At 62.1% G+C, this 16307-nt stretch carries 18 protein-coding genes; all 18 read left to right on the top strand.

Features of this window, described 5'->3' with window-relative positions; genetic code table 11:
• Positions 1-502: 502 nt before the first annotated feature.
• The 18 genes from rpmH (at position 503) to AC0ZJQ_RS19095 (ending at position 16279) form a co-directional block, all read left to right on the top strand.
• Positions 503-637, top strand: a complete 135-nt coding sequence (gene rpmH / locus AC0ZJQ_RS19180) for a 50S ribosomal protein L34 (RefSeq protein ID WP_003290924.1) — start codon at positions 503-505, stop codon at positions 635-637.
• A gap of 14 nt (positions 638-651) precedes the next feature.
• Positions 652-1047, top strand: a complete 396-nt coding sequence (gene rnpA, locus AC0ZJQ_RS19175) for a ribonuclease P protein component (RefSeq protein WP_167133737.1) — start codon at positions 652-654, stop codon at positions 1045-1047.
• Positions 1040-1285 (top strand): membrane protein insertion efficiency factor YidD, encoded by a 246-nt coding sequence (gene yidD / locus AC0ZJQ_RS19170; protein ID WP_008569099.1) that lies wholly within the window; start codon positions 1040-1042, stop codon positions 1283-1285. Before rnpA ends, yidD begins: the two co-directional genes overlap by 8 nt.
• Positions 1286-1287: 2 nt before the next feature.
• Positions 1288-2952 carry a membrane protein insertase YidC gene (gene yidC / locus AC0ZJQ_RS19165; RefSeq protein WP_167133738.1) on the top strand — a complete coding sequence of 555 codons (1665 nt, stop codon included), beginning with the start codon at positions 1288-1290 and terminating at the stop codon, positions 2950-2952.
• A gap of 80 nt (positions 2953-3032) precedes the next feature.
• Positions 3033-4400, top strand: a complete 1368-nt coding sequence (mnmE, locus tag AC0ZJQ_RS19160) for a tRNA uridine-5-carboxymethylaminomethyl(34) synthesis GTPase MnmE (RefSeq protein ID WP_167133740.1) — start codon at positions 3033-3035, stop codon at positions 4398-4400.
• A 451-nt stretch (positions 4401-4851) separates the two neighbouring features.
• Positions 4852-6744: a tRNA uridine-5-carboxymethylaminomethyl(34) synthesis enzyme MnmG gene (mnmG, locus tag AC0ZJQ_RS19155; protein WP_167133742.1), complete on the top strand. Its 1893-nt coding sequence runs from the start codon at positions 4852-4854 to the stop codon at positions 6742-6744.
• Positions 6744-7385 carry a 16S rRNA (guanine(527)-N(7))-methyltransferase RsmG gene (gene rsmG, locus AC0ZJQ_RS19150; protein WP_155551025.1) on the top strand — a complete coding sequence of 214 codons (642 nt, stop codon included), beginning with the start codon at positions 6744-6746 and terminating at the stop codon, positions 7383-7385. Before mnmG ends, rsmG begins: the two co-directional genes overlap by 1 nt.
• A gap of 33 nt (positions 7386-7418) precedes the next feature.
• Positions 7419-8207 (top strand): ParA family protein, encoded by a 789-nt coding sequence (locus tag AC0ZJQ_RS19145; RefSeq protein WP_008569106.1) that lies wholly within the window; start codon positions 7419-7421, stop codon positions 8205-8207.
• Positions 8208-8216: 9 nt separating this feature from the next.
• Positions 8217-9089, top strand: a complete 873-nt coding sequence (locus AC0ZJQ_RS19140; RefSeq protein WP_155551024.1) for a ParB/RepB/Spo0J family partition protein — start codon at positions 8217-8219, stop codon at positions 9087-9089.
• 137 nt (positions 9090-9226) lie between these two features.
• On the top strand, positions 9227-9625 hold the full coding sequence (locus AC0ZJQ_RS19135; RefSeq protein ID WP_081002768.1) for a F0F1 ATP synthase subunit I: 399 nt from the start codon (positions 9227-9229) through the stop codon (positions 9623-9625).
• Positions 9626-9640: 15 nt separating this feature from the next.
• Positions 9641-10495: a F0F1 ATP synthase subunit A gene (gene atpB, locus AC0ZJQ_RS19130; RefSeq protein WP_008569109.1), complete on the top strand. Its 855-nt coding sequence runs from the start codon at positions 9641-9643 to the stop codon at positions 10493-10495.
• Positions 10496-10550: 55 nt separating this feature from the next.
• Positions 10551-10778, top strand: a complete 228-nt coding sequence (gene atpE / locus AC0ZJQ_RS19125) for a F0F1 ATP synthase subunit C (RefSeq protein ID WP_003290909.1) — start codon at positions 10551-10553, stop codon at positions 10776-10778.
• Between the two features lie 93 nt (positions 10779-10871).
• Positions 10872-11342 carry a F0F1 ATP synthase subunit B gene (locus tag AC0ZJQ_RS19120; RefSeq protein WP_008569110.1) on the top strand — a complete coding sequence of 157 codons (471 nt, stop codon included), beginning with the start codon at positions 10872-10874 and terminating at the stop codon, positions 11340-11342.
• A 12-nt stretch (positions 11343-11354) separates the two neighbouring features.
• On the top strand, positions 11355-11891 hold the full coding sequence (locus tag AC0ZJQ_RS19115) for a F0F1 ATP synthase subunit delta (RefSeq protein WP_054094240.1): 537 nt from the start codon (positions 11355-11357) through the stop codon (positions 11889-11891).
• Between the two features lie 15 nt (positions 11892-11906).
• Positions 11907-13451 (top strand): F0F1 ATP synthase subunit alpha, encoded by a 1545-nt coding sequence (gene atpA, locus AC0ZJQ_RS19110; protein WP_054094241.1) that lies wholly within the window; start codon positions 11907-11909, stop codon positions 13449-13451.
• A gap of 50 nt (positions 13452-13501) precedes the next feature.
• The gene (gene atpG, locus AC0ZJQ_RS19105) at positions 13502-14368 is read left to right on the top strand and encodes a F0F1 ATP synthase subunit gamma (protein WP_008569113.1); all 867 of its coding nucleotides are present in this window, start codon (positions 13502-13504) and stop codon (positions 14366-14368) included.
• Positions 14369-14398: 30 nt separating this feature from the next.
• Positions 14399-15775, top strand: a complete 1377-nt coding sequence (gene atpD / locus AC0ZJQ_RS19100; protein ID WP_003290901.1) for a F0F1 ATP synthase subunit beta — start codon at positions 14399-14401, stop codon at positions 15773-15775.
• Positions 15776-15850: 75 nt separating this feature from the next.
• The gene (locus tag AC0ZJQ_RS19095; protein WP_003290900.1) at positions 15851-16279 is read left to right on the top strand and encodes a F0F1 ATP synthase subunit epsilon; all 429 of its coding nucleotides are present in this window, start codon (positions 15851-15853) and stop codon (positions 16277-16279) included.
• The last annotated feature ends 28 nt before the right edge of the window (positions 16280-16307 follow it).

The following is a 16307-nucleotide window of genomic DNA, read 5'->3' as shown; positions in this document are numbered from 1 at the left end:
GGAAACTCCTATCAACCTTCGTCGAGTTCAGAAGGCCGCCATTGTAGCCGTCGCCATCCGGGTTATCCACAACTCCCTCCGCGACAACTCCGCTACATAGCGGACACGGCTATCCGCAGCGATGAAATGATCCCTGTTGATAACACCGCCTGAGATCGGTTGAAAAGGCTGTGATCAAGCTGAGAGGGCACGGGGTTGTGGATATCGTTCGCTGTTATCCTCAGCTAGCTAACGTCATAACCACTGGAAACGCACGCGTGCTCCACCGGGTTTCAGCCTGACACGCGTCTACTGCGGCAACGCTTCCGCGGTGTTATCCACAGATAGTGCGAGCAACATATACAAGCTCTATATCTGGAAAAGCTTTTCTAATTCTTTTCTTTCTATTTCTTCTCGGACGTGGCTGGCTGGAAATTGACCTGACCGGGTTGCTTCTCTACAATCGCCGGTCTCTTGAAAGGGGGCCATTCCGGCCCGCAATGGATCACCAGGTAAACGCACCATGAAACGCACTTTCCAACCCAGCACCATCAAGCGCGCTCGTACCCACGGTTTCCGTGCCCGCATGGCCACCAAGAACGGCCGTCAAGTCCTGTCGCGTCGTCGCGCCAAAGGCCGTAAGCGTCTGACCGTCTGACATCGGCACAGGGGGTGAGTCGAGAGTTCGGCCGGGAAAAGCGTCTGCTGACACCGCGCCAGTTCAAGTATGTGTTCGACTCCCCGACCGGCAAGGTGCCTGGCAGGAACGTCCTGCTACTGGCACGCGAGAACGGTCTGCAACATCCGCGTCTCGGTCTGGTGATCGGCAAGAAGAGCGTCAAGCTTTCGGTCGAGCGCAATCGCATCAAGCGGCAGATACGCGAGACGTTTCGTCAGCACCAGCTTGAGCTGGCTGGATGGGATGTGGTGATCGTTGCGCGCAAGGGGTTGGCCGATCTGGACAATCCCGAGCTGGCCCGGCAGTTCACCAAACTGTGGAAACGCTTGTCCCGCCAGCAGCCCGCGCTAACGGGCGATCCTGGAGCAGCCAACCCTACCCATGCGTAACTTGGCCATCGCTTCCATCAAGCTGTACCGGTACGCCATCAGTCCGATGATGGCCAGCCATTGCCGTTTCTATCCCAGCTGCTCGTGCTATGCGCTAGAAGCCATCGAAACACATGGCTTGCTGCAGGGCGGCTGGCTGAGTCTACGTCGACTCGGCCGATGCCATCCGTGGCATCCAGGCGGCTACGATCCCGTGCCTTCTCCCAAAACTTCCAATTCATCATCGATGGCCGAGTAACCATGGATATCAAACGCTCGATCCTGCTCGTGGCATTGGCAGTCGTTGCCTACCTGATGGTTCTGCAGTGGAACCAGGATTATGGCCAGGCCGCACTTCCGGCCGAGACCGCCCAAACCCAGCCGTCCGTGGCCGCATTGCCGGAGACAACCCCAGCGAACGCCGCGGCCAACGAAGACGTTCCCAGCCTAGCTGGCCAGCCGCAGGCCAACGCCATTGCGGCCAGCGAGCCGAGCAAGCAGCTGATCCGCGTACGCACCGACGTACTGGATGTGGCGATCGATCCGCATGGCGGCGACATCGTCGAACTGCGTCTGCCGCAGTACCCACGTCGGCAAGATCGTCCGGACGTACCGTTCCAGCTGTTCGAACGCAGCGGCGAGCGGACTTACGAGGCCCAGAGCGGCCTGATTGGCGACGGTCCCGACAAGGCCAGCGCCCGTCCGCAGTACAGCAGCGAGAAAACCGACTACCAGCTTGGCGAAGGCCAGGATCAGCTGGTGGTCGATCTGAAATACAGCGCCGACGGCGTCGACTACACCAAGCGCTTCGTCTTCGAGCGCGGTCAGTACGATCTGGCTGTGCGTTACCTGATCGACAACCAGAGCGGTAAGCCTTGGACCGGTCATCTGTTCGGCCAGCTCAAGCGCGACGCCAGCGCCGATCCGTCCTCAAGCACCGCAACCGGCACCGCCACCTATCTGGGCGCCGCGCTGTGGACCAAGGACGAGCCCTACACCAAGGTGTCGATGGGCGACATGGATGACAAGAGCCTGCGCGAGACGGTTCAGGGCGGCTGGATCGCCTGGCTGCAGCACTACTTCGTCACCGCCTGGATTCCCCAGCCCGGCGACACCAACCTGGTGCAAACCCGCAAGGATAGCCAGGGCAACTACATCATCGGCTTCACCGGTCCGGCAGTCAGCGTTGCTGCTGGTGCGCAAGGCGAGACCGGCGCGACGCTGTACGCGGGGCCGAAGAGCCAGGAGCAGCTGGAAGAGCTGTCGCCCGGCCTGCGCCTGACCGTCGACTACGGCATTCTCTGGTTCATCGCCCAGCCGATCTTCTGGCTGCTGGAGAATATCCACGCGCTGCTGGGCAACTGGGGTTGGTCGATCATCGTCCTGACCATCATCATCAAGCTGGCGTTTTTCCCGCTGTCGGCCGCCAGCTACAAGTCGATGGCGCGCATGCGTGCGGTGTCGCCAAAGATGCAGGCGCTCAAGGACCAGTACGGTGACGATCGCCAGAAGCTCTCGCAGGCGATGATGGAGCTGTACAAGAAGGAGAAGATCAATCCGCTCGGCGGCTGCCTGCCGATCATCGTGCAGATGCCGGTCTTCCTCGCCCTGTACTGGGTGCTGCTGGAAAGCGTGGAAATGCGCCAGGCGCCTTGGATGTTCTGGATCACCGACCTGTCGATCAAGGATCCGTTCTTCATCCTGCCGATCATCATGGGCGTCACCATGTTCATCCAGCAGCAGCTCAACCCGACGCCGCCCGACCCGATGCAGGCCAAGGTGATGAAGTTGTTGCCAATCATCTTCACCTTCTTCTTCCTCTGGTTCCCGGCTGGTCTGGTGCTGTACTGGGTGGTCAACAACGTCCTGTCGATCGCTCAGCAGTGGTACATTACCCGGCAGATCGAGCAGGCCAAGAGCGCCTGACCGTCTCCAGTCATCGACACCGAGAACGCCCCTTGAATGGGGCGTTCTGCTATTTGCCCGGCCAATATCGGAGAGCTGCCATGAGCATCGTTCGCGACACCATCGCCGCCGTCGCCACCGCGCCTGGTCGCGGTGGGGTGGGTATCGTCCGCGTTTCCGGGCCACGCGCACGCGCACTGGCGATCACCCTCAGCGGTCGCGAACCCACGCCGCGCCACGCCCACTACGGGCCGTTCCATGCCAACGACGGCGAGGTGATCGACGAAGGCCTGCTGCTGTTCTTCCCCGGCCCCCACTCGTTTACCGGCGAGGACGTACTGGAGCTGCAGGGGCACGGCGGCCCAGTGGTGCTCGATCAGCTGCTGCGGCGCTGCGTGGAGCTCGGTGCGCGGCTGGCGCGTCCCGGCGAGTTCAGCGAGCGGGCCTTTCTCAACGACAAGATCGATCTGGCCCAGGCCGAAGCGATCGCCGACCTTATCGAAGCAAGTTCGGCGCAGGCGGCACGCAATGCGGTGCGCTCCCTGCAGGGCGAATTTTCCCGGCGGGTGCACCAGCTCACCGAACGACTGATTCAACTGCGTATCTACGTCGAAGCGGCGATCGACTTTCCCGAGGAGGAGATCGACTTCCTTGCCGACGGACACGTGCTCCAGCTGCTGGACGGCGTACGCAACGAGTTATCCACAGTGTTGCGCGAAGCCGGGCAGGGGGCATTGCTCCGTGATGGTATGACCGTAGTCATCGCCGGGCGGCCGAACGCTGGTAAGTCCAGCCTGCTCAATGCACTGGCCGGTCGTGAAGCGGCGATTGTCACCGATATCGCCGGTACCACCCGCGATGTGCTGCGCGAGCACATCCTCATCGACGGTATGCCGCTGCACGTGCTCGACACTGCCGGTCTGCGCACTACCGACGATCAGGTCGAGCGCATCGGAGTGGAACGCGCGCTCGACGCCATCGGCAGCGCGGACCGCGTGCTGCTGGTCGTCGACGCCAGCTCGCCCGAGGCAAGCGATCCACTGGCGTTGTGGCCCGAGTTCCTTGCCAGCCAGCCCCAGCCGGACAAGGTCACGCTGATTCGTAACAAGGCCGATCTTACTGGCGAGGCTGTCGTGCTGAACCAGGCCGCCGACGGTCACGTCACCCTCAGTCTTTGCGCCAAGGCAGGCGAGGGCATCGATTTGCTGCGCGAACATCTCAAGCATTGCATGGGCTACGAGCAGACCGCCGAAAGCAGTTTCAGCGCACGCCGTCGGCACCTCGATGCGTTGCGCCTGGCCGAGCAGTATCTGCAACACGGCCATGCCCAGCTGACTCAGGCCGGCGCTGGCGAACTGCTGGCCGAGGACCTGCGCCTGGCGCAACAGGCGCTTAGCGAAATCACCGGGGCGTTCAGCTCGGACGATCTACTCGGACGCATTTTCTCGAGCTTCTGCATCGGTAAGTGACAGCGTTCTGCGAACGCAATCCCGCTTTGAACTCAACAAAGGCACGCCCAACGGCGTGCCTTTTTGTTTACCGCAACCCTGTGCACAACCTGCCCTGAGGTCGGTCGATAAGCGGGCTTGAAAAGTGCGGACAACCGCGCCTGTGCATAACCATACTTAATATACACAGGTTAGTGACGGATGCTGCACTGGCACGTCCCAGCTAGCCCACAGAGTTTTTTTTCCTGTAAGCCAAACAGGACGGAGGCTACAGAAGGTTATCCACAGAAAAGGCTGACTACATACATAAACATATAAACAAGCTCTTTATAAATTTCTTCTTTCTTATACTTTTGCCCGCCTGGCCCCTGGCTGATCATTTTTTGTCCAGAGCCCTTCTTATGCGTGGGCTAACTGCCTATACTTCGCGGCTTCCCGAAATTTCCCCATCTGAACAGGCACGAGGTGCGTGGTGGACTTCCCTTCCCGTTTTGACGTGATCGTGATCGGCGGCGGTCATGCCGGCACCGAAGCTGCTCTGGCAGCGGCACGCATGGGTGTGAAGACCCTGTTGCTCAGCCACAACGTGGAAACCCTCGGCCAGATGAGCTGCAACCCCGCCATTGGCGGTATCGGCAAAAGCCATCTGGTCAAGGAAATCGATGCGTTGGGCGGAGCGATGGCGGTTGCCACCGACCTCGGCGGTATCCAGTTCCGTGTGCTCAACAGCCGCAAGGGACCGGCGGTCCGCGCCACCCGCGCGCAGGCCGACCGCGTGCTGTACAAGGCGGCGATTCGCGAAATACTCGAGAACCAGCCGAACCTGTGGATATTCCAGCAGGCAGCCGACGACCTGATCGTCGAACAGGACGTGGTCAAGGGCGTGGTCACCCAGATGGGATTGCGTTTCTTCGCCACCTCGGTGGTGTTGACCACCGGCACCTTCCTCGGCGGGCTTATCCACATCGGGCTGCAGAACTACTCCGGCGGCCGAGCCGGCGATCCGCCGTCGATTGCGCTTGCGCAACGCCTGCGTGAGCTGCCGCTGCGCGTCGGTCGGCTGAAGACCGGCACACCGCCGCGCATCGACGGTCGTTCGGTAGACTTCAGCCAGATGACCGAGCAGCCGGGCGACACGCCGCTGCCGGTGATGTCGTTCCTCGGCAAGCGCGAGCAGCATCCGCGCCAGGTCAGCTGCTGGATCACCCACACCAATGCGCGCACCCACGAGATCATCGCTGCCAACCTCGACCGCTCGCCGATGTATTCGGGGGTGATCGAAGGCGTCGGGCCGCGCTATTGCCCGTCCATTGAGGACAAGATCCACCGCTTCGCCGACAAGGACAGCCACCAGGTTTTCCTCGAGCCCGAGGGCCTGACCACCCACGAGCTGTATCCCAACGGCATTTCCACCTCGCTGCCGTTCGACGTGCAACTGCAGATCGTGCAAAGCATCTGCGGCATGGAGCACGCGCACATCGTGCGTCCGGGCTACGCCATCGAATACGACTACTTCGATCCGCGTGACCTCAAGTACAGCCTGGAGACCAAGGTCATCGGCGGGCTGTTCTTCGCCGGGCAGATCAACGGCACCACCGGCTACGAGGAGGCGGGGGCGCAGGGGCTGCTCGCCGGCGCTAATGCGGCACTGCGTGCCCAGGGACGCGACAGCTGGTGTCCGCGCCGCGACGAGGCCTACCTCGGCGTGCTGGTCGATGACCTGATCACCCTCGGCACGCAGGAGCCGTATCGCATGTTCACCTCGCGCGCCGAATACCGGCTGATCCTGCGCGAGGACAACGCCGATCTGCGTCTGACCGAGAAGGGCCGCGAGCTGGGCCTGGTGGACGACGCCCGCTGGGCGGCGTTCTGCGCCAAGCGCGAAGGCATCGAGCGCGAAGAACAGCGCCTGAAGAACAGCTGGGTGCATCCGGGCAGCGCCGAGAACGCGGCGATCAGCGCGCGCTTCGGCAGCCCGCTGGCCCGCGAATACAACCTGCTCAATCTGCTGGCGCGCCCGGAAATCGATTACCAAAGCCTGGTCGAGCTGACCGGCAACGGCGCGGCGGATCCACAGGTCGCCGAACAGGTGGAGATTCGCACCAAGTACGCCGGCTACATCGAGCGCCAGCAGGAAGAGATCGAGCGGCTGCGTGCCAGCGAGAATCTCCGGTTGCCGGCGGACATCGACTACGCGAGCATTTCCGGACTGTCCAAGGAGATCCAGCACAAGCTGGCCCAGGCGCGTCCGGAAACCCTCGGCCAGGCCTCGCGCATCCCCGGCGTCACGCCGGCGGCGGTGTCGCTGCTGATGATCCACTTGAAGAAGCGCGGCGCCGGCCAGCAGCTGGAGCACAGCGCCTGATGGTCAGTGATGCGCATGCCGCCGAACTGCTGCGCGGCGCCCGTGAGCTCGGCATCGAGCTGAGCGAGCGGCAACAGCAGCAACTGCTCGCCTACCTGGCGCTGCTGATCAAGTGGAACAAGGCCTACAACCTGACTGCCGTGCGTGACCCGGACGAGATGGTCTCGCGCCACCTGCTCGACAGCTTGAGCGTGGTGCCTTTCGTCGCCGAAGGCGGCACACGCTGGCTGGACGTGGGCAGTGGCGGCGGCATGCCGGGCGTCCCGCTGGCGATCATGTTTCCCGAACGCGCGTTCACCCTGCTGGACTCCAACGGCAAGAAGACCCGCTTCCTCACGCAGGTGAAGCTGGAACTCGGCCTGGCCAACCTTGAGGTTATCCACAGCCGTGTCGAGCAGTACCGCCCGGACGCACCGTTTGACGGTATCAGTTCGCGCGCCTTCAGCGCGCTGCAGGATTTCGCGGCCTGGACCCGCCACCTCGGCGGAGCCGAGACGCGCTGGCTGGCGATGAAGGGCGTGCAGCCCGACGACGAGCTGCAGGCACTGCCCGCGGACTTCCGGCTGGAGGCCTGTCACGTGCTCAAGGTTCCCGGTTGCCAAGGCCAGCGCCATCTGCTGATACTGCGCCGCACTTCGTGACCCACGATTCATGACCGGGGACAGAGACTGATCATGGCCAGAGTATTCGCCATCGCCAACCAGAAGGGCGGTGTCGCCAAGACCACCACCTGCATCAACCTGGCGGCATCGCTGGTGGCGACGCGGCGTCGGGTGCTGCTGATCGATCTGGATCCGCAGGGCAATGCCACCACCGGCAGCGGCGTGGACAAGCTCAATCTGGAGTACTCGATCTACGACGTACTGATCGGCGAATGCAGCCTGGTCGATGCCATGCAGTTCTCCGAACATGGCGGCTACCAGCTGCTGCCAGCCAATCGCGACCTTACCGCGGCCGAAGTGGCGTTGCTCAACCTGCCGGCCAAGGAAAACCGCCTGCGCGAGGCGCTGGCACCGGTGCGCGAAAATTACGACTACATCCTCATCGACTGTCCGCCGTCGCTGTCGATGCTGACCATCAACGCGCTGACCGCCGCCGACGGCGTGATCATCCCCATGCAGTGCGAGTATTACGCGCTGGAGGGCTTGAGCGATCTGGTCAACTCGATCCAGCGCATCGCCCAGCTGCTCAATCCCAGTCTCACCATCGAAGGCCTGCTGCGCACGATGTACGACCCGCGCAGCAGCCTGACCAGCGATGTGTCCGCGCAGCTCAAGGCGCACTTCGGCGACAAGCTCTACGACACCGTCATCCCGCGCAACGTGCGCCTGGCCGAGGCGCCGAGCCATGGCATGCCGGCGCTGGCTTACGACAAGCAATCCAAAGGCGCGATGGCCTACCTGGCACTGGCTGGCGAGTTGTCGCGGCGTCAGCGCAAGGCCGCACGCAGCGCTATCGCATAAGGAATCTTCATGGCTACCAAGAAACGAGGGCTCGGACGCGGGCTGGATGCCCTGCTCGGCGGCGCCACGGTCGCGGCGATGCAGGAAGATGCCGTACGCGTCGACGACCGCGAGCTGCAGCACCTGCCGCTGGATCTCGTGCAACGCGGCAAGTACCAGCCACGCCGGGACATGGATCCGACGGCCCTCGAGGAACTGGCGCAATCGATCCGCAGCCAGGGCGTGATGCAGCCGATCGTGGTGCGTCCGATCACCGGCGGTCGCTACGAGATCATCGCCGGCGAACGCCGCTGGCGTGCCAGTCAGCAGGCCGGTAAGGACAGCATCCCGGCACTGGTACGCGATATTCCCGATGAAGCGGCCATCGCGATGGCGCTGATCGAGAACATCCAGCGCGAGGACCTCAACCCGATCGAGGAAGCGGTAGCGCTGCAGCGCCTGCAGCAGGAATTCCAGCTGACCCAGCAGCAGCTCGCCGATGCGGTGGGCAAGTCGCGGGTCTCGATCAGCAACCTGCTGCGCCTGATCGCGCTGCCGGAGGAGATCAAGACGCTGCTGTCGCATGGTGATCTGGAGATGGGCCACGCCCGTGCCCTGCTCGGCCTGCCGGCGGAGCAGCAGATCGATGGCGCGCGGCATGTTGTCGCACGCGGATTGACGGTACGGCAGACCGAGGCACTGGTTCGCCAGTGGCTGAGCGGCAAGCCGGCGGCAAAAAGCGCCGTCAAGGCAGACCCGGACATCAGCCGTCTGGAACAGCGCCTGGCCGAGCGGCTGGGCTCTCCGGTACAGATCAAGCATGGTCAGAAGGGCAAGGGACAGCTGGTGATCCGCTACAATTCGCTGGATGAGCTGCAAGGCGTACTGGCGCACATCCGCTGATACAAAGAATTTGTAGTGCCGGTCGGAAATTACTACCCGATGGTTGAACGAGGTGGGTCCTCCTCCTATACTCGCCGCGCTTTTTTGGACTGCGCAAACGCGCCCGGCGCGGCCTCGCCGCCAGCGATGGTTTTTTGGTGAACATACGCAACAAGACGCCCTTGCACCGTTTGCCGGCCGTTCGCGTGTTGCAGATACAGGCATTGGCAGCTCTGGCGGCCGCGGTCCTTTGTGGAATGGTTTTCGGCATCGTCGCCGGTTATTCGGCGTTGCTCGGTGGGCTGATCGCCTGGTTGGCGAATCTGTACTTCGCCTACAAGGCATTCCGTTATTTTGGCGCACGCTCGACCAGGGCGATCATCCAGTCCTTCTGGTCCGGCGAGATGGGTAAACAGATTCTGGCAGCAGCGCTTTTTGCGCTGGTGTTTGTGGGGGTGAGACCGCTCGAACCGGTTGCCCTGTTCACCGGCTACCTGCTGGTGCTGGGCGTCGGCGCGAGTGCACTCCTGCTGATGAAAAACAATCCGAAGCATTGAGCATTTGAGGCGTTTATGGCGAGCACACCGGCTGAATATATCCAGCATCACCTGCAAAACCTGACTTACGGCAAGCTGCCGGCCGGTTACGAGCGTGCTGATGGCAGCGTCCTCGACCAGGCGACCTGGACCATTGCCCAGACCGGCCTCGAAGCGCGCGACATGGGCTTCATGGCCGTGCACCTGGATACCCTGGGCTGGTCGCTGCTGATGGGCGCGCTGTTCATCCTGCTGTTTCGTAGCGCCGCCAAGGCTGCCACCGTCGGCGTACCGGGCAAGTTGCAGAATTTCGTCGAGATGTGCGTGGAATTCGTCGAAGGCGTGGTCAAGGACACCTTCCACGGCCGCAATACGCTGATCGCTCCGCTGGCGCTGACCATCTTCGTCTGGGTGTTCCTGATGAACAGCCTGAAGTGGATTCCGGTCGACTACATTCCGGGCATCGCCGGTCTGCTCGGCCTGCCAGCGTTCAAGATCGTGCCGACCGCCGATCCCAACGGCACCTTCGGCCTGTCGCTCGGCGTGTTCATCCTGATTCTGTTCTACAGCGTCAAGGTCAAGGGTTTCGGTGGTTTCAGCAAGGAGCTGGCGTTCACCCCGTTCAACCACTGGTCGCTGGTGCCGTTCAACCTGTTCCTCGAAATCCTCGGTCTGCTGACCAAGCCGCTCAGCCTCGCACTGCGTCTGTTCGGCAACATGTATGCCGGTGAGGTGGTGTTCATCCTCATCGCACTGCTGCCGTTCTACGTGCAGTGGACCCTGAATGTGCCTTGGGCGATCTTCCACATCCTGGTGATCCCGCTTCAGGCCTTCATCTTCATGGTACTGACGGTGGTGTACCTGAGCTCTGCCCATGAAGAACATCACTGAAAACGCAACGCTTTAACCGAAAAACCTTAAACCCCCCTAGCTTCAGGAGCTTTACATGGAACTCGTCTACATCGCCGCCTCCATCATGATCGGTCTGGGTGCCCTGGGCACTGGCATCGGCTTCGCCCTGCTGGGCGGCAAGCTGCTGGAATCCACCGCGCGTCAGCCTGAGCTGGCCCCGCAGCTGCAGACCAAGACCTTCCTGATGGCCGGTCTGCTCGACGCCGTGCCGATGATCGGCGTTGGTATCGCGATGTACCTCATCTTCGTTGTCGCCGGTTAATCATTTTTCCGGTTTGAGATGGGGTTCGCCGGGCGAACCCCGTCGCCGTGGAATGACTCCCGCGTTGAACGAGATAGCACGAGGTATATCGCTGTGAACATTAACTTGACGCTGTTCGGTCAAACGCTCGCCTTCGCTATCTTCGTCTGGTTCTGCATGAAGTTCGTCTGGCCGCCTATCACGGCTGCCATGAGCGCACGCCAGAAGAAGATCGCCGAAGGGCTGGATGCGGCAGGCCGTGCGCAGCAAGACCTGAAGCTGGCTCAGGACAAGGTGTCCAACACCCTGCGTGAGACCAAGGAGCAGGCTGCCCAGATTCTCGAGCAGGCGAACAAGCACGCCAACTCGATCATCGAGGAAGCCAAGCAGCAGGCACGTGTCGAAGGCGAGCGTCTGGTCGCCGGTGCCCGCGCCGAGATCGAACAGGAAGTGAACCGTGCCAGGGACCAACTACGCAGTCAGGTAGCGGCTCTGGCCGTCGCCGGTGCGGAGAAGATCCTGGAGTCCCAGGTGGACGCCAAGGTGCACAACGAGCTGGTCGAAAAACTGGCCTCCCAACTCTAAGCGAGGCAAGCGATGATCAATACCCAGACGCTTGCTCGGCCTTACGCGAAAGCCGCTTTCGAGTTCGCCAGCGCGGCCGGACAGACCGGTTCCTGGTCGAAGATGCTGAACCTGGCCGCCATCGCTGTTGAAGTCCCTGAAGTCGCGGCGTTGCTGAACGACCCCCGCCTGACCAGCGCAAGCAAGGTTCAGGAATTGGTGCGTCTGCTCGGCAACGATGCCGACGAGGCGTTCCGCAACTACGTCCAGACCCTTGGCGAGAATGATCGCCTGACGGTCCTGCCGACCGTGTGGGAGCTGTACGAGGACATCAAGGCGCAAGCCGAGAAAACGCTCGAGGCAGAGGTTGAAACCGCCTTCGAGCTCAGCAATGCGCAACTCCAAACTTTGGCTGCCGCCCTGTCGAAGCGGCTAGATCGTACCGTCAACCTCCAGCAGGTCGTGAACCCTGCGCTGATCGGCGGCGTGTTGATTCGCGCCGGTGATGTGGTTGTCGACGGTTCGGTCCGCGGCAAACTGAGCCAGTTGGCCGAATCGTTGAAATCCTGATTTGAGGGTCATGGCATGCAGCAACTGAATCCTTCCGAGATTAGTGAAATCATCAAGCAGCGCATCGAGAAATCCGATGTCGCCGCTCAAGCCCGTAACGAGGGCACCGTCGTCAGCGTTTCCGACGGTATCGTACGCATCTATGGTCTGGCCGACGTTATGTACGGCGAGATGATCGAGTTCCCTGGCGGCATCTTCGGCATGGCACTGAACCTGGAGCAGGACTCCGTGGGTGCCGTGGTTCTGGGTAACTACCTGGGCCTGACCGAAGGCATGAGCGCCAAGTGCACCGGCCGCATCCTCGAAGTTCCGGTAGGTCCGGAACTGCTGGGTCGCGTGGTCGATGCCCTGGGTAACCCGATCGACGGCAAGGGCCCGATCAATGCCCAGCTGACCGATGCGGTCGAGAAAGTGGCACCGGGCGTGATCTGGCGTAAGTCGGTCGACCAGCCGGTACAGACCGGCTACAAGTCGGTCGACGCCATGATCCCGGTCGGCCGTGGCCAGCGCGAGCTGATCATCGGTGACCGCCAGATCGGCAAGACCGCGATGGCCATCGACGCCATCATCAACCAGCGTAACAGCGGCATCCGCTGCGTCTACGTGGCCATCGGTCAGAAGCAGTCGACCATCGCCAACGTGGTACGCAAGCTGGAAGAGCACGGCGCGCTGCACAACACCATCATCGTTGCCGCTTCGGCGTCCGAGTCCGCTGCCCTGCAGTACCTGGCTCCGTACTCCGGCTGCACCATGGGTGAATACTTCCGCGACCGCGGCGAAGACGCGTTGATCGTCTATGACGATCTGTCCAAGCAGGCTGTGGCCTACCGCCAGATCTCCCTGCTGCTGCGCCGTCCGCCGGGACGCGAAGCCTACCCGGGCGACGTGTTCTATCTCCACAGCCGTCTGCTGGAGCGCGCTTCTCGCGTTTCCGAAGAGTATGTCGAGAAGTTCACCAACGGTGCGGTGACTGGCAAGACCGGTTCCCTGACCGCTCTGCCGATCATCGAAACCCAGGCGGGCGACGTTTCCGCGTTCGTTCCGACCAACGTGATTTCGATCACCGACGGTCAGATCTTCCTGGAATCGGCCATGTTCAACGCAGGCATCCGTCCGGCCGTCAACGCCGGTATCTCGGTATCCCGCGTCGGTGGTGCCGCGCAGACCAAGATCGTCAAGAAGCTGTCCGGTGGTATCCGTACCGCACTGGCTCAGTACCGTGAACTGGCCGCATTCGCACAGTTCGCTTCCGACCTCGACGAAGCCACCCGCAAGCAGCTGGAGCATGGTCAGCGCGTCACCGAGCTGATGAAGCAGAAGCAGTACGCGCCGATGTCCATCGCCGACATGTCCCTGTCCCTGTATGCCGCCGAGCGTGGCTACCTGGCGGACGTGGAAGTGGCCAAGGTTGGCGCCTTCGAGCAGGCCCTGATCGCCTTCTTCAACCGCGAGTTCGCCGATCTGATGGCGAAGATCAACGTGAAGGGCGACTTCAACGACGAAATCGACGCCGGCCTGAAGGCGGGTATCGAGAAGTTCAAGGCCACGCAGAGCTGGTAAGCCGCAGCGGGAGCCGCAAGGCTCCCGCCTGCTAACCCGATAGGTGTCAAATGGCAGGCGCAAAAGAGATTCGCAGCAAGATTGCGAGCATCAAAAGCACGCAGAAGATCACCAGCGCCATGGAAAAGGTGGCGGTCAGCAAGATGCGCAAGGCTCAGCAGCGCATGGCGGCCAGCCGTCCCTACGCGGAGCGGATCCGGCAGGTGATTGGCCATCTGGCCAATGCCAACCCGGAATACCGTCATCCGTTCATGGTGGAGCGTCCGGTCAAGCGTGTCGGCTATATCGTCGTGTCGACCGATCGTGGTCTGTGCGGTGGCCTGAACATCAACCTGTTCAAGGCCCTGATCAAGAGCATGAAGGAGTGGCACGACCAGCGGGTCGAGGTCGACCTGTGCGTGATCGGCAACAAGGGCGCAAGCTTCTTCCGCAGCTTCGGCGGTAACGTCGTCGCGGCGATCGGCAACCTCGGCGAAGCACCGTCGATCAACGATCTGATCGGTAGCGTCAAGGTCATGCTGGACGGCTTCAACGAGGGCCGTATCGATCGCTTGTACCTGGCATCCAACAAGTTCATCAACACCATGACCCAGAAGCCGATGGTCGATCAGCTGCTGCCCCTGGCGGCAGACGCGAGCGCCGAGCCGGTCAAGAAAGGTCAGTGGGACTACCTCTACGAGCCGGATGCCCAGCAGCTGCTGGATGCCCTGCTGGTGCGCTTCATCGAGTCCCAGGTCTACCAGGCGGTAGTTGAGAACGGCGCAGCCGAACAGGCCGCGCGGATGATTGCCATGAAGAACGCAACCGACAACGCCGGGGAGCTGATCGGCGACCTGCAACTGGTCTACAACAAGGCCCGTCAGGCTGCGATCACTCAGGAAATTTCGGAAATCGTCGGCGGCGCTGCCGCGGTTTAAGAACGGTTCAAATATTCAGAGGAACCAAACATGAGTAGCGGACGTATCGTTCAAATCATCGGCGCCGTCATCGACGTGGAATTCCCGCGCGATCAGGTGCCGAACGTCTATGACGCGCTGAAAGTACAAGGCGCCGAGACCACCCTGGAAGTCCAGCAGCAACTGGGCGACGGCGTTGTTCGTACCATCGCGATGGGTTCGACCGAAGGCCTCAAGCGCGGTCTGGACGTCAACAATACCGGCAACGCCATCCAGGTTCCGGTCGGTACCGGCACCCTGGGCCGCATCATGAACGTCCTCGGCGAGCCGATCGACGAAGCCGGTCCGGTTGCCTGCGACGAGCAGTGGGGCATCCACCGCGCGGCGCCGAGCTACGCTGATCAGGCGGGCGGCAACGACCTGCTGGAAACCGGCATCAAGGTCATCGACCTGGTTTGCCCGTTCGCCAAGGGCGGCAAGGTTGGTCTGTTCGGTGGTGCCGGTGTCGGCAAGACCGTAAACATGATGGAGCTGATCAACAACATCGCCAAGGCGCACAGCGGTCTGTCCGTGTTCGCCGGTGTGGGTGAGCGTACTCGTGAGGGTAACGACTTCTACCACGAGATGAAGGACTCCAACGTTCTCGACAAAGTGGCGATGGTGTACGGCCAGATGAACGAGCCGCCGGGAAACCGTCTGCGCGTTGCCCTGACCGGCCTGACCATGGCCGAGAAGTTCCGTGAGGAAGGTCGCGACGTTCTGCTGTTCATCGACAACATCTACCGCTACACCCTGGCCGGTACCGAAGTGTCGGCACTGCTGGGTCGTATGCCGTCCGCGGTGGGTTATCAGCCGACTCTGGCCGAGGAAATGGGCGTTCTGCAGGAGCGCATCACCTCCACCAAGACCGGTTCGATCACCTCGATCCAGGCCGTATACGTTCCCGCGGACGACCTGACCGACCCGAGCCCGGCGACCACCTTCGCCCACTTGGACGCCACCGTCGTACTGTCGCGTGACATCGCCTCCCTGGGTATCTACCCGGCCGTGGACCCGCTGGACTCCACCAGCCGTTCGCTGGACCCGCTGGTAGTTGGCCAGGAGCACTACGAAGTGACTCGCGGCGTGCAGTACGTGCTGCAGCGCTACAAGGAACTGAAGGACATCATCGCCATCCTGGGTATGGACGAACTGTCCGAGCAGGACAAGCAACTCGTTGCTCGTGCGCGTAAGATCCAGCGCTTCCTGTCGCAGCCGTTCCACGTGGCCGAGGTCTTCACCGGCGCTCCGGGCAAGTACGTGTCCCTCAAGGAAACCATCCGTGGCTTCCAGGGCATTCTCAATGGTGACTACGACCACCTGCCGGAGCAGGCGTTCTACATGGTCGGCACCATCGACGAAGCCATCGAGAAGGCCAAGAAACTGTAACTGGCGCGCCCGTTCGCGGGCGCCGATCCAGCCTGACCGGCCTCGGCCGGCCAGGCCGATTACCGAGGCATATGTATGGCTATGACAGTCCACTGCGACATCGTCAGCGCGGAAGAAGAGCTGTTCTCGGGGCTGGTGGAAATGGTCGTCGCTCACGGTAACCTGGGTGACATCGGGATCCTGCCAGGCCACGCGCCTCTGCTGACCGATCTCAAGCCGGGTCCGGTGCGGGTGATCAAGCAGGGTGGCGACGAAGAGATCTTCTACATCTCCGGCGGCTTCATCGAAGTGCAGCCGAACATGGTGAAGGTGCTCGCCGATACCGCCACGCGCGCCAAGGACCTCGACGAGGCCGCCGCGCAGGCTGCGGTCAAGGCCGCGGAAAAGGCGCTGAACGAGAAGGGCGCGGAATTCGATTACGGTTCCGCCGCCGCTCGTCTCGCCGAGGCCGCTGCCCAGCTGCGGACCATCGAGGCACTGCGCAAGAAGTACGGTCGGCACTGATCGATCCGCGACTTCATCGCGTACGAGT

The organism is Stutzerimonas sp. 21-1 (assembly GCF_056336065.1).
The sequence above is the reverse complement of the archived record's forward strand: the minus strand, read 5'-3'. Positions and strand labels throughout refer to the sequence as shown.

What these genes read in the sequence shown, in the direction of transcription:
- rpmH (WP_003290924.1), top strand. Translation starts at nt 503, where the DNA reads ATGAAACGCACTTTCCAACCCAGCACCATCAAGCGCGCTCGTACCCAC.
- yidD (WP_008569099.1), top strand. Translation starts at nt 1,040, where the DNA reads ATGCGTAACTTGGCCATCGCTTCCATCAAGCTGTACCGGTACGCCATC.
- yidC (WP_167133738.1), top strand. Translation starts at nt 1,288, where the DNA reads ATGGATATCAAACGCTCGATCCTGCTCGTGGCATTGGCAGTCGTTGCC.
- mnmE (WP_167133740.1), top strand. Translation starts at nt 3,033, where the DNA reads ATGAGCATCGTTCGCGACACCATCGCCGCCGTCGCCACCGCGCCTGGT.
- rsmG (WP_155551025.1), top strand. Translation starts at nt 6,744, where the DNA reads ATGGTCAGTGATGCGCATGCCGCCGAACTGCTGCGCGGCGCCCGTGAG.
- AC0ZJQ_RS19145 (WP_008569106.1), top strand. Translation starts at nt 7,419, where the DNA reads ATGGCCAGAGTATTCGCCATCGCCAACCAGAAGGGCGGTGTCGCCAAG.
- AC0ZJQ_RS19140 (WP_155551024.1), top strand. Translation starts at nt 8,217, where the DNA reads ATGGCTACCAAGAAACGAGGGCTCGGACGCGGGCTGGATGCCCTGCTC.
- atpB (WP_008569109.1), top strand. Translation starts at nt 9,641, where the DNA reads ATGGCGAGCACACCGGCTGAATATATCCAGCATCACCTGCAAAACCTG.
- atpE (WP_003290909.1), top strand. Translation starts at nt 10,551, where the DNA reads ATGGAACTCGTCTACATCGCCGCCTCCATCATGATCGGTCTGGGTGCC.
- AC0ZJQ_RS19115 (WP_054094240.1), top strand. Translation starts at nt 11,355, where the DNA reads ATGATCAATACCCAGACGCTTGCTCGGCCTTACGCGAAAGCCGCTTTC.
- atpA (WP_054094241.1), top strand. Translation starts at nt 11,907, where the DNA reads ATGCAGCAACTGAATCCTTCCGAGATTAGTGAAATCATCAAGCAGCGC.
- atpG (WP_008569113.1), top strand. Translation starts at nt 13,502, where the DNA reads ATGGCAGGCGCAAAAGAGATTCGCAGCAAGATTGCGAGCATCAAAAGC.
- atpD (WP_003290901.1), top strand. Translation starts at nt 14,399, where the DNA reads ATGAGTAGCGGACGTATCGTTCAAATCATCGGCGCCGTCATCGACGTG.
- AC0ZJQ_RS19095 (WP_003290900.1), top strand. Translation starts at nt 15,851, where the DNA reads ATGGCTATGACAGTCCACTGCGACATCGTCAGCGCGGAAGAAGAGCTG.